Source organism: Pseudomonas sp. LPB4.O, from assembly GCF_038383825.1.
Classification (GTDB): Bacteria; Pseudomonadota; Gammaproteobacteria; order Pseudomonadales; family Pseudomonadaceae; genus Aquipseudomonas; species Aquipseudomonas putida.
In genome coordinates this window covers 4,240,813-4,253,050 of the sequence record NZ_CP151298.1, presented here as the reverse complement: position 1 = coordinate 4,253,050, position 12,238 = coordinate 4,240,813, and the positions used below count along the sequence as shown (strand labels likewise).

General features: G+C 63.0%; 11 protein-coding genes. 3 read left to right on the top strand and 8 right to left on the bottom strand.

What is annotated here, in order from left to right; genetic code table 11:
• The first annotated feature begins 9 nt into the window (after window positions 1–9).
• A complete protein-coding gene (locus tag MRBLPB4O_RS19330; RefSeq protein ID WP_341798912.1) occupies window positions 10–2,259 on the top strand; it encodes an Orn/Lys/Arg decarboxylase N-terminal domain-containing protein in 2,250 nt (749 codons plus the stop codon).
• On the opposite strand, the gene MRBLPB4O_RS19325 is transcribed toward MRBLPB4O_RS19330, so the two are convergent.
• Entirely contained in the window at window positions 2,243–2,461 is a 219-nt protein-coding gene (locus MRBLPB4O_RS19325; RefSeq protein ID WP_016488235.1) for a hypothetical protein, read from the bottom strand. The genes MRBLPB4O_RS19330 and MRBLPB4O_RS19325 overlap by 17 nt on opposite strands.
• Window positions 2,462–2,618: 157 nt before the next feature.
• On the opposite strand from MRBLPB4O_RS19325, the gene chrR reads away from it, so the two are divergent.
• A complete protein-coding gene (gene chrR / locus MRBLPB4O_RS19320) occupies window positions 2,619–3,179 on the top strand; it encodes a class I chromate reductase ChrR (RefSeq protein ID WP_174370026.1) in 561 nt (186 codons plus the stop codon).
• A gap of 123 nt (window positions 3,180–3,302) precedes the next feature.
• On the opposite strand, the gene MRBLPB4O_RS19315 is transcribed toward chrR, so the two are convergent.
• Complete coding sequence (locus MRBLPB4O_RS19315) at window positions 3,303–5,375, bottom strand: TonB-dependent receptor (protein ID WP_341796307.1); 2,073 nt, start codon at window positions 5,373–5,375, stop codon at window positions 3,303–3,305.
• 293 nt (window positions 5,376–5,668) lie between these two features.
• On the opposite strand from MRBLPB4O_RS19315, the gene MRBLPB4O_RS19310 reads away from it, so the two are divergent.
• A complete protein-coding gene (locus MRBLPB4O_RS19310) occupies window positions 5,669–5,881 on the top strand; it encodes a transcriptional regulator (protein ID WP_341796306.1) in 213 nt (70 codons plus the stop codon).
• 81 nt (window positions 5,882–5,962) lie between these two features.
• Here the strand turns inward: MRBLPB4O_RS19310 and nuoN are convergent, their stop codons facing one another.
• Genes nuoN through nuoI form a run of 6 tightly spaced genes read right to left on the bottom strand, consistent with a single transcriptional unit; the run spans window position 5,963 to window position 12,234 of the window.
• Window positions 5,963–7,432 carry an NADH-quinone oxidoreductase subunit NuoN gene (gene nuoN / locus MRBLPB4O_RS19305; protein WP_019470482.1) on the bottom strand — a complete coding sequence of 490 codons (1,470 nt, stop codon included), beginning with the start codon at window positions 7,430–7,432 and terminating at the stop codon, window positions 5,963–5,965.
• A gap of 7 nt (window positions 7,433–7,439) precedes the next feature.
• Complete coding sequence (gene nuoM / locus MRBLPB4O_RS19300; RefSeq protein ID WP_258653377.1) at window positions 7,440–8,972, bottom strand: NADH-quinone oxidoreductase subunit M; 1,533 nt, start codon at window positions 8,970–8,972, stop codon at window positions 7,440–7,442.
• Between the two features lie 40 nt (window positions 8,973–9,012).
• The gene (nuoL, locus tag MRBLPB4O_RS19295; RefSeq protein WP_016498749.1) at window positions 9,013–10,866 is read right to left on the bottom strand and encodes an NADH-quinone oxidoreductase subunit L; all 1,854 of its coding nucleotides are present in this window, start codon (window positions 10,864–10,866) and stop codon (window positions 9,013–9,015) included.
• Complete coding sequence (gene nuoK / locus MRBLPB4O_RS19290; protein WP_003251446.1) at window positions 10,863–11,171, bottom strand: NADH-quinone oxidoreductase subunit NuoK; 309 nt, start codon at window positions 11,169–11,171, stop codon at window positions 10,863–10,865. The genes nuoL and nuoK overlap by 4 nt, the downstream gene beginning before the upstream one ends.
• Window positions 11,172–11,174: 3 nt before the next feature.
• On the bottom strand, window positions 11,175–11,675 hold the full coding sequence (nuoJ, locus tag MRBLPB4O_RS19285; protein ID WP_016488224.1) for an NADH-quinone oxidoreductase subunit J: 501 nt from the start codon (window positions 11,673–11,675) through the stop codon (window positions 11,175–11,177).
• A 10-nt stretch (window positions 11,676–11,685) separates the two neighbouring features.
• Window positions 11,686–12,234 carry an NADH-quinone oxidoreductase subunit NuoI gene (gene nuoI / locus MRBLPB4O_RS19280; protein WP_003251442.1) on the bottom strand — a complete coding sequence of 183 codons (549 nt, stop codon included), beginning with the start codon at window positions 12,232–12,234 and terminating at the stop codon, window positions 11,686–11,688.
• Window positions 12,235–12,238 lie beyond the last annotated feature (4 nt).

Below are 12,238 nucleotides of genomic sequence, written 5' to 3'. Positions count from 1 at the left end.
AGCCACCTGATGTACAAGGACCTCAAGTTCCCGATCCTCATCGTCCACCGCGCCATCAAGGCGGACAGCGTTGCCGGCGAGCGCGTGCGGGGCATCGCCGAGGAGCTGCGCCAGGATGGCTTCGCCATTCTCGCCGCCGCCGACCATGCCGAAGCCCGCCTGGTTGCCGCCACCCACCACGGCCTGGCCTGCATGCTGGTCGCTGCCGAAGGCGTTGGCGAGAACACCCACCTGCTGCAGAACATGGCCGAGCTGATCCGCCTGGCCCGCCTGCGCGCACCCAACCTGCCGATCTTCGCCCTGGGCGAGCAGGTAACCCTGGAAAACGCCCCGGCCGAGGCCATGAGCGAGCTCAACCAGCTTCGAGGAATCCTCTACCTGTTCGAGGATACCGTGCCGTTTCTCGCCCGCCAGGTGGCGCGCGCCGCACACACCTACCTCGACGGCCTGCTGCCGCCGTTCTTCAAGGCCCTGGTGCAGCACACTGCGCAATCCAACTATTCCTGGCACACCCCGGGCCATGGCGGCGGCGTGGCCTACCATAAAAGCCCCGTGGGCCAGGCTTTTCACCAGTTCTTCGGGGAAAATACACTGCGCTCGGACCTGTCTGTTTCCGTGCCGGAACTCGGCTCGCTGCTCGACCACACCGGGCCGCTGGCAGAAGCCGAAGCCAGGGCGGCGCGCAACTTCGGCGCTGACCACACCTTCTTCGTCATCAACGGTACTTCCACCGCCAACAAGATCGTCTGGCACGCCATGGTCGGCCGCGACGACCTGGTACTGGTGGACCGCAACTGCCACAAGTCGGTAGTGCACGCGATCATCATGACCGGCGCCATTCCGCTGTACCTGTGCCCGGAGCGCAACGAACTGGGCATCATCGGCCCGATCCCGCTCAGCGAATTCAGCCCCGAGGCAATCGCGGCGAAGATACTGGCCAACCCCCTTGCCCGCGATCGTGGGCAGCGCATCAAGCTGGCGGTAGTGACCAACTCCACCTATGACGGCCTGTGCTACCACGCCGGGATGATCAAGCAGAGCCTGGGTGCCAGTGTCGAGGTGCTGCATTTCGACGAGGCCTGGTTCGCCTATGCGGCGTTTCATGACTTCTTCACCGGGCGCTATGCCATGGGCACTGCCTGCACGGCAGACAGCCCTCTGGTGTTCAGTACCCACTCCACCCACAAACTGCTGGCCGCATTCAGCCAGGCCTCGATGATCCATGTGCAGGACGGGGCCAGGCGTCAGCTGGACCGTGACCGATTCAACGAAGCGTTCATGATGCATATCTCGACCTCGCCACAGTACAGCATTCTCGCCTCGCTGGACGTGGCCTCGACCATGATGGAAGGGCCGGCCGGGCATTCGCTGCTGCAAGAGATGTTCGACGAGGCGCTGAGTTTTCGTCGTGCCCTGGCCAACCTGCGCGAGCACATTGCTGCGGATGACTGGTGGTTCAGTATCTGGCAGCCACCGAGCACCGAAGGTACCCAGCGCCTGGCCGCGCAGGACTGGTTGCTGCAACCGGGGGCGGAGTGGCATGGCTTTGGCGAGGTGGTGGACGACTATGTGCTGCTCGACCCGCTCAAGGTGACCTTGGTGATGCCGGGCCTGAGCGCGGGGGGTGTGCTGGGCGAGCATGGCATCCCGGCGGCGGTGGTCAGCAAGTTTCTCTGGGAGCGGGGGCTGGTGGTGGAGAAAACCGGCCTGTACAGCTTCCTGGTGCTGTTCTCCATGGGCATTACCAAAGGCAAGTGGAGCACTTTGCTTACGGAGTTGCTGGAGTTCAAGCGCCACTATGATGGCAATACAGCCCTGAGCAATTGCCTGCCGAGTGTGGTGGCAGCCGATGCTTCACGCTACCAGAGGATGGGGCTGCGCGACTTGTGTGAGCAATTGCATGACTGCTACCGCGCCAATGCCACGGCCAAGCAACTGAAGCGGCTGTTCACGCGCTTGCCGGAGGTGGCTGTGAGCCCGGCCCGGGCCTATGACCAGATGGTGCGTGGCGAGGTGGAGGCGGTGCCGATCGAGGCGCTGCTGGGGCGTGTGGCTGCGGTGATGCTGGTGCCGTATCCGCCTGGTATTCCATTGATCATGCCGGGCGAGCGGTTCACCGAGGCGACCCGCTCGATACTCGATTACCTGGCCTTTGCCCGGGCATTCAACCAGGGCTTCCCCGGTTTTGTCGCCGATGTGCATGGCCTGCAGAACGAGAGCGGCCGTTACACCGTGGACTGCATCACGGAATGCGAATGATCTCGACGCCGCTGCGCGCCAGTTCGAAACGGTTTTCACCGAGGTGGTTGACCTTGTCGCCGATGGCCAGGCGGTAGGTGGTGATGGGGGCGCCCAGCGTGCTGCCGTCAAGCTGCAGGGTGGATTCCTGGAACTCGTGCACGGGGTAGATACGGCCTTCGGCGTCACGGGCGTGGAATTGGCCGACCATTACTGCTGCCATTTGGGTGGAAACCTCTGAATTACGTAGAAAATGTCTGAAGGCATAGACCGTGGAACAGCCTCGGAAGTTTTCACCCTGCGGAAAAAAAACCAAAGCGCCGAGGAACGGTCATCTATAACTACAACGTCCCTTTACCCAGCAAAGGTTGGAAATTGCCATGAGCCAGGTGTATTCGGTAGCGGTTGTCGTGGGTAGCTTGCGCAAGGAGTCGTACAACCGCAAGGTCGCCCGCGCACTTTCGGAGCTGGCGCCGTCCAGCCTTGCCCTGAAGATCGTCGAAATTGGCGATTTGCCGTTGTACAACGAGGACGTCGAGGCCGAAGCGCCGCCGGAGGCGTGGAAGCGGTTTCGCGAGGAGATCCGTCGCAGTGATGCGGTGTTGTTCGTCACGCCAGAATACAACCGATCAGTGCCGGGCTGCCTGAAAAATGCCATCGATGTGGGCTCGCGGCCGTACGGGCAAAGTGCCTGGAGTGGCAAACCGACGGCGGTGGTGAGTGTATCGCCCGGGGCCATTGGCGGCTTTGGCGCCAACCATGCCGTGCGCCAGTCGCTGGTGTTTCTGGACATGCCGTGCATGCAGATGCCCGAAGCCTACATTGGCGGTGCCGCAAGCCTGTTCGAGGACTCGGGCAAGCTCAACGACAAGACCCGGCCGTTCTTGCAGGCGTTTGTCGACAAGTTTGCTTCGTGGGTGAAGTTGAACCGGGCGGTTTGACGCGGTCTTTGCAGGAGCAGCCTTGTGCTGCGAAGAGGCCGGCACAGACCATACTGATGCGTGATCTGTACCGGCCTCTTCGCAGCACAAGGCTGCTCCTACAGAAACAGTGCACTGCATGTTCTAGCGGAAGCTGTAGGAAACGCCGGCATAAACGCCAAACCCTTCGCCCGGCGTAGAGCGGGCGTTGTCCTTGCCGGCATCGTTGTAGGTGGGTGTCACCGTGGCCGCATAGCGCTTGTTGGTCAGGTTGCGCAGGTCCAGCCAGGTCTGCCAGTCGTGTTTGGGTGAATTCCAGCCCAGGCGCGCGCCGAGCAAGGCATATTCATCGGCGTGGTAGCTGTTGGCATAGTCCACCTGCACCTTCGACGCCATTTGCGTGTTGACCCCGGCATAGAAGCCACTCGGCCAGTCATAGCGCAGTTCGGCCTGGTAGTAGTGCATGGGGATGCCGGGCAGGCGGTTGTCGCCAAACTTGTCGTCATCACGGTAGTGGAAGTCGCTGAAGGTATAGGCCTGGCGCAAGCTCAGCTTGCCGGTGCCGGCGCTTTCCCACAGGGTGCTGTCGAGGCCGGCCTCCACGCCCTGGTGCACGGTAGCGCTGGCGTTGAACTCCGAGGTGAAGTTAGGCACCACCTCCACGGCCAGCAGTTCGTGGCGCACCTGCGAGTAGTACCAGGCAAGGTCCCAGCGGCCGAGCGCCGAGTCGCCACGCGCGCCCAGCTCCAGGGTAGTGGCAGTCTGGTTCTGCATCTCGATCGGCTGGATCTGTTTGCCGCCTGTGCTGGGCGCGCTCCAGATCAGCGACCACGGGTGTGGCGGTTCTACCGAGCGGCTGAGGTTGCCGTACACCTGCAAGTCCGGGCGGATGTCGTAGCGCAGCCCCAGGCGCGGTGCGTAGTCCCAGTCATGCATGCTCACCTTGCCACCTTCGGCCGGGTAGGTCACGGCACTTTCGCGGCGGGTGTAGATCATCGCAAGACCCGTGGTCAGCCACAGGTCCGGGACCAGTTCCAGGTCGTTGCCGACATGCAGCACGGTGTCCGAGCCCTGGTAGGTGAAGTCACGGGTGCGCGCGCCGAATACATCGCCATCGCGGGTAAATTGTGAAGCGCCACTGTTGGGCAGGTGCTTGGTGGTGCGCCAGCCGATGGTGGTCTTGCTTTCGTGACCAAGCAGCGTGTCGCGGCGGAAATAGTTCAGCGTGCCGCTGACATCGGTATAGGCCACCTTCAGGCGCATCGGGCCTTCACGCAGGTCCATCGGGTAATCGTGATAGACCAGGCCGGCTTCCAGGCGCGCATCGTCGTCGAGGTAGAAGGTGGTCTTGTTGCCCACCCAGGTGCTGCCTGGTTGCGGGCGGCTGTCGTCGCGGGCCAGGTAAGCCGGGTTGGCCGCGCGCGGGTGGTGCTTGATCTGGTCTTTGGTCAGGCGCCCGGCCAGTTCGTTTTCGGTCTCCCGGTAGCGCAGGTAGAAGCGGGTTTCCAGGTTCGGGTTGAAGCGGTAGCCGACATTGGCAGCAATGCCCTTGGCACTGCCGCTGCTGTGCGCCTGATACCCGTCATATTCCGAGTCGGTCAGGGCCACGTAGTAGTCGAGGTTGCCCAGCACTTGCCCCGAGCTGATGTGCCGGTGCTGGTAACCGCGGCTGCCGACCTCGTAGCGCACTTGCAGCGGCGCGGCGTCGTAGCCGGTGTGGGTGACGTAGTTGATCGCGCCGCCCAGCGCCAGGGCACCCTGGTCGAAACCATTGGCGCCCCGCAGCACTTCGGCACGGCTCAGCCACAGCGGCTCGAACAACTCGTAGGGTGTACCGCCCGGGCCAGTCAGTGGCAGGCCGTCGAACATCGTGTACACCCCGGAGCCATGGGCCCCCGGCGCGCGGTTGATGCCCGAGCCGCGGATCGACAGTTTGATGCCATCGTTGCCCGCCGATTGGGCGAATACGCCGGGCTGGTAGGCCAGCACGTCCTGGTTGCTGGCCACTCGGCCTTGCCCCACGCTTTGCATGTCCACCAGGTTGCTGGCGCCTGGCACCTCCCGCAGGCGTTCGCTGGCAGCTGTCAGGTCGTTCTGCTCCTCATCGGTGATCAGCACCTGGCCCAATTCGACCGAGGATGCTGCCAGGGCGGGCTGGGCGGCAACAAAGGCAGCCAGCAGGCCAAGGCAGGACGATGGGGAATAAACGGAACGCATTGTACGACTCCAGGCGAAAGACGAATGGACAACGGCGTTGAGACGAGCGAAATGCCGCTTGGAGCACGAAGAAACTCAGCAAATCTTGCACTGCTTTCGTCAGACGCTTTTGTACGAAAGTTCTTTACAAGCCGCACCGGTGGAGCGAGGCGGCATGGGCTTCGTAAGGTGGTTGCAGACCGGCAGCGATGCCTCGCTCAATCACCTGTGGAGTACCAGCATGACTGACAACGCACTACACCCACAGCAACCCCCGGCGCGCCCCGGTTCGCCTGACGCCACGTGAACGGCAAGTGCTGTTGTGGTGTGCCGACAGCCATGACCCGTTCTGGCCACGGGTGGGCACCACTGAGGCATGCGGCTGGTCAGTACGCGCCGAATTCGAAATGACTCACGAACTGTCCCCCGGCGGGATGCCCAATCCGGAAGTGTACCTGCCTTCGGCCAATGGTGATTTGCGCAAGGCCGCCCTGCCTGGGGCAGGCCAGGCCAGCCCGGTTGAGTGAGGCGTCATTAGGGGCAGTGAAAAAACTGCGCAGATAAAAAAACACCCCGCATAGGCGGGGTGTTTTGTGTGGCCGGGGTGATCAGCCGATCAGTTGCAGGCCGGCTTGCTGGACCAGTTCCAGCAGCGGTTGCGGGTAGACGCCGAGTACGAAGGCAAGAATGGCGATGGCCAGCAGCATGACGCCACCGGTGCGCTGTTCCCACTTCAGTGGGGCGTCGTGGCGACGCAGATTAGGCTCGACCAGGTACAGGGTGACCATGACGCGCAGGTAGTAGTACACGCCGATGGCGCTACCGATCACCAGCGCACCGACCAGCCACCACAGGTGCGACTCGACGCCAGTGGCGATGATGTAGAACTTGCCGATGAAGCCAGCGGTCAGCGGGATACCCGCCAGCGACAGCATCATCACGGTCAGTACCGCGGTCAGGTACGGGCGGCGCCAGAACAGGCCGCGGTACTCGTACAGTGCATCGGCGTCACGGCCGCCGTAAGGCGAGGACATCAGGGTGATGACACCGAAGGCGCCCAGGCTGGTGATCACATAGGTGACCAGGTACACGCCCATGGCTTCCAGGGCCAGGCCTTTGCTGGCAACCAGGGCAATGACCAGGTAGCCGAAGTGGGCGATGGACGAGTAACCCAGCAGGCGCTTGAGGTTGCTCTGGGTCAGCGCCAGCAGGTTGCCAATCAGGATCGAGGCCACGGCAATCACCGCCAGCACGGTGCTCAGCGCGCCGCTGCTGGCAGCAGGGGAGAGCATGAACAGGCGCACGACAACGGCGAATACTGCCACTTTGCTGGCGGTTGCCAGGAACGCGGCGACCGGCGCCGGGGCGCCTTCGTATACGTCCGGGGTCCACAGGTGGAACGGTACCAGCGACAGCTTGAAGGCCAGGCCGACCAGCATCATGCCCAGGCCCAGCTGGGCCACCAGGCTTGGCATGCTGGTGGTTGCCAGGGCTTTGCCAATCTGGTCGAAGCTCAGGCTACCGGCATCTGCGTACAGCAGGGCCATGCCGAACAGCAGGAAAGCGGAGCCTGCGGCCGACAGCACCATGTACTTGATGCCGGCTTCCAGTGATCGCTTGTTGAAGAAGGCGTACGCCACCAGGCCGTAGACCGGTACCGACAGCAGCTCCAGGCCGATGAACAGGCCGGCCAGGTGGTTGGCGCTGACCAGCACCAGGCCACCGAGGGCCGACATCAGCAGCAGCAGGTACAGTTCTTCACGGTTGCCCGGGAAGCCCTTGGAGCCTTCGCCGAGGTAGGCGTGGGCCAATGTGACGCACGCCAGCGTCGCCACCAGGATGATCGCCATGTACAGGCAGGCGAACTTGTCGATGGTGATCAGCGGGGTAACCGCCAGCGGCGCGACCTTCAGCGCCGGCAGGATCGACAGCAGGGCCAGGTTCAGGCCCACGGTGGACAGCAGGAAGGTCTGCGAGTGATTGCGCTTCCAGGCGATCGCCAGCATCACCACCACCGTGGTGATGGTGGTGATCAGCATCGGCGCCAATGCGATGAAGTGTTGAGTGGTGAATTCCATAGCGCTCTTACCGGGCCGAAGCGAGTTGAGTGAAAGCGGAACCGAGCCACTGCTGCACACCACTCATGGTGGCGGCAGAGGTGTCGAGGAACGGCTGCGGGTACACGCCCAGCAGGATCAGCAGTACCGCCAGGCCCAGCACCATGATCAGTTCGCGACCGTCCATGCCGGCCAGTACGGTATCGGCCTTGGCCGGGCCGAAGTAGGCGCGGTGGATCATGATCAGCGAGTAGACCGAGCCGAATACCAGGCCGGTGGTGGCGATCACGGTGATCCATGGTACGTGCGCGAAGCTGCCGATCAGGATCAGGAACTCGCCGACGAAGTTGCCGGTACCCGGCAGCCCCAGCGATGCTGCGGCGAAGAACAGGCTGATCGCCGGCAGGTAGGCGATGCGGTGCCACAGGCCGCCCATCTGACGCATGTCACGGGTGTGCAGGCGCTCGTACAGCTGGCCGGACAGGATGAACAGTGCCGCAGCCGACAGGCCGTGAGCCAGCATCTGTATCACCGCACCTTGCAGGGCCTGCTGGCTGCCGGAGTAGATACCGATCAGCACGAAGCCCATGTGCGAGACGCTGGAGAAGGCGATCAGGCGCTTGATGTCGGTTTGCGCAAAGGCCAGGAAGGCACCGTAGAAAATACCGATCAGGCCCAGGGTCATGGCGATCGGCGCGAACTCGGCCGACGCGTTCGGGAACAGCGGCAAGGCGAAGCGCAGCAGGCCGTAGGCCGCGGTCTTCAGCAAGATACCGGCCAGGTCGACGGAGCCTGCGGTCGGTGCCTGGGCGTGCGCATCAGGCAGCCAGGAGTGGAACGGTACCACCGGCAGCTTCACCGCAAAGGCAATGAAGAAGCCCAGCATCAGCACGTATTCGACACCGGCTGGCAGCTCGGCCTTGAGCAGGTCGCTGTAGTTGAAGGTGAGCACGCCGGTGGTGTTGTAGTTGACCAGCACCAGGCCAAGGATCGCCACCAGCATGATCAGGCCGCTGGCCTGGGTGAAGATGAAGAACTTGGTCGCCGCGTAGATCCGGGTCTTCTTGCCGTCTGCCGAGCTGTGACCCCAGAGCGCGATGAGGAAGTACATCGGCACCAGCATCATTTCCCAGAAGAAGAAGAACAGGAACAGGTCCAGGGCCAGGAACACACCGACCACGCCGCCGAGGATCCACATCAGGTTGAGGTGGAAGAAGCCGACGTGGCGCTGGATCTCTTTCCAGGAGCACAGTACCGACAGCACACCGAGCAGGCCGGTGAGCAGGATCATCAGCAGCGACAGGCCGTCGAGGGCCAGGTGGATGCTGATGCCGAAGCGCTGGATCCACTGGAGTTTGTATTCCAGGGCCCAGGCAGGCTCGGCGCCTGGAGCGGGGGCGAGGGTGTAGTCGCCGTTAGCCCACAGCCACAGGCCGATGCCGAGCAGCAGGGACATGGTCAGCAGCGCGATCCAGCGCGGCAAGGTGGCGCCGAAGCGCTCACCCAGCCAGCACAGGAAGCCGCCGATGAAGGGGATCAGGATCAGCCAAGGCAAAATCATGACGGGTTGGTTTCCTTTGGCAAAGTCGCAAGATTCATTGTCATACCGCAGCTACTAGCACGGCACCGAGCACCAGCACGGCACCCACGGCGATAGAGGCGGTGTACCAGCGCAGTTGGCCAGTCTCGGTCTTGCTCATGGCGACATGACCGCCACGCGCCATCCGCGGAATCAGGCCGATGCTGCGGTCTACCGGGTCCTTGCGCAGGATGTGGCAGATCAGCAGGTACGGTTTGACGAAAAGCTTGTCGTAGATCCAGTCGAAGCCCCACGCGGCGAACCACCAGGCCGACAGGGCGCGACCGATGCCGCTGTTGGCGACGGCGCTGACGAAGCTGCGCTTGCCCAGGAACAGCAGGGCCGACAGCAGGATACCGGCGATGGCGATGGCACCCGAGGTGATCTCCAGCGCGTGCTTGGCTTCGCCACCGGCGTGGCCGGCACTTTCAGGCAGCACGCCTGCCAGCGGTGGGGTGATCCAGGCACCCACGAAGGTCGACAAGACGATCAGCACGCCCAGCGGCAGCCAGTGGCTGATGCCGTGGCCCGCGTGAGCTTCGGTCTTGGCTTCGCCGTGGAAGGCGATGAAGATCAGGCGGAAGGTGTACAGCGAGGTCATGAACGCACCGACCAGGCCGGCGTACAGCAGGCCGGTGTTGCCGCTGGCGAAGGCTTCCCAGAGGATTTCGTCCTTGGAGTAGAAACCCACGGTCACGATCGGCAGGGCGGCCAGGGCAGCACCACCGACCACGAAGCTGGCGTAGGCCAGTGGCAGTTTCTTCCACAGGCCGCCCATCTTGAAGATGTTCTGCTCGTGGTGGCAGGCAACGATCACTGCACCGGAGGCAAGGAACAGCAGGGCCTTGAAGAAGGCGTGGGTCATCAGGTGGAAGATCGCCGCATCCCAGGCGCCAACGCCCAGGGCCAGGAACATGTAGCCGATCTGGCTCATGGTCGAGTAGGCGAGGATACGCTTGATGTCGGTCTGTACCAGCGCGGCGAAGCCGGCCAGTACCAGGGTCACGCCACCGACCACACCTACAAGGTGCAGGATGTCCGGCGCCAGCAGGAACAGGCCGTTGGTACGGGCGATCAGGTACACGCCCGCGGTCACCATGGTTGCCGCGTGGATCAGTGCCGAAACCGGGGTCGGGCCAGCCATCGCGTCGGCCAGCCAGGTCTGCAGTGGCAGCTGGGCCGATTTACCGACCGCACCGCCCAGCAGCATCAGCGTTGCCAGCACCATCCAGGTGTCGCCAGCCTGGAATTTCTGCGGTGCCAGCACCAGCAGTTCCTGCACGTTCAGGGTACCTAGCTGGGCAAACAGGATGAACAGGCCGATGGCCAGGAACACGTCGCCGATGCGGGTGACGATGAACGCCTTGAGTGCCGCGTTACCGTTGTTGCGGTTGCTGTAGTAGAAACCGATCAGCAGGTACGAGCACAGGCCTACACCTTCCCAGCCGAAGTAGATGAACAGCAGGTTATCGCCGAGGATCAGGAACAACATGCTGGCGATGAACAGGTTGGTGTACGAGAAGAAGCGCGAGTAGCCGGCTTCGCCACGCATGTACCAGGACGCGAACAGGTGGATCAGGAAGCCGACACCGGTAACCACGCCGAGCATGGTGACCGACAGGCCGTCCAGGTACAGGGTGAAGTTCGGCGCAAAGCCGTCCACCGACATCCACTGCCACAGCAGTTGGCTGTACGCGCCGCCTTCAGGTGGGGCGACATTGAACTGCCAGATGACATAGGCGGCGGTAGCCGCCGACAGGCCCACCGAGCCGACGCCGATCAGGGCGGACAGGTTCTCCGAGAACCGCCCGCGCGAGAACGACAGCAGCAGGAAGCCGACGAGGGGGAAGACGAAAGTCAGGAAGAGAAGGTTCATCCGCGCATCTCACTGGCAGCATCGATGTCGAGAGTGTGGAAGCGGCGATACAGCTGCAGCAGGATGGCCAGGCCAATACTGGCCTCGGCGGCTGCCAGGCTGATCACCAGAATGAACATCACCTGGCCGTCGGGCTGGACCCAACGGGCCCCGGCGACGACGAACGCCAGGGCAGAGGCGTTCATCATGACTTCCAGGCTCATGAGCACGAAGAGGATGTTGCGGCGGACCATCAGGCCAACCAGACCTAAGCAGAACAGGATACCGGCGACCGCCAGGCCATGCTCGAGAGGGATAGCACCCATGATTTACTCCTTCGCCTCGTTGCGGCCCAGGTGGAAGGCGGTGACGGCTGCAGCCAGCAGCAGCATCGAGGCCAGTTCGACCACCAGCAGGTACGGCCCGAACAGGCTGATGCCCACTTCTTTCGGGCCCACGGTGGTGCCGCTGATGCCAGCGCCGCTCGGGGCGACGAACAGCACGTACAGCAGTTCCAGCAGCAGCAGGGTGCCGAGGATCACCGGCCCTGCCCAGATGCCGGGCTTGAGCCAGCCGCGCTCCTGGGCGACCGAAGCCGGGCCCAGGTTGAGCATCATCACCACGAACACGAACAGCACCATGATGGCGCCGGCGTAGGCGATCACTTCCAGGGCGCCGGCGAACGGCGCACCCAGGGAGAAGAAGATCATGGCCACGGAAATCAGCGAAATGATCAGATAAAGCAAGGCGTGCACGGGGTTGGTGCCGGTCACCACCCGAAGGGTGGAGACCACGGCAATCCCGGATGCGAAGTAGAAAGCGAATTCCATCTTTCTGTCCTTATGGGAGCAAGCTCTTCACGTTGATCGGTTCGGCTTCGTTCTGCGCAGAGCCTTTCGGCTTGCCAGCGATTGCCATACCCGCAACACGGTAGAAGTTGTAGTCAGGGTTCTTGCCGGGGCCGGAGATCAGCAGATCTTCTTTCTCGTACACCAGGTCCTGACGCTTGAACTCGGCCATTTCGAAATCCGGAGTCAGCTGGATCGCGGTGGTCGGGCACGCTTCTTCACACAGGCCGCAGAAAATGCAACGCGAGAAGTTGATGCGGAAGAATTCCGGGTACCAGCGACCATCCTCGGTCTCGGCCTTCTGCAGCGAGATGCAGCCAACCGGGCAGGCCACCGCGCAGAGGTTGCACGCTACGCAGCGCTCCTCGCCATCGGGGTCGCGGGTGAGGACGATGCGGCCGCGGTAGCGCGGCGGCAGGTACACGGGTTCTTCGGGGTACTGCAGGGTGTCGCGCTTGCGGAACCCGTGCGAGAACACCATTGCCAGGCTGCGCAGCTGAGTGCCGGTGCCCTTAACGATGTCGCCGATATACTTGAACATGGGT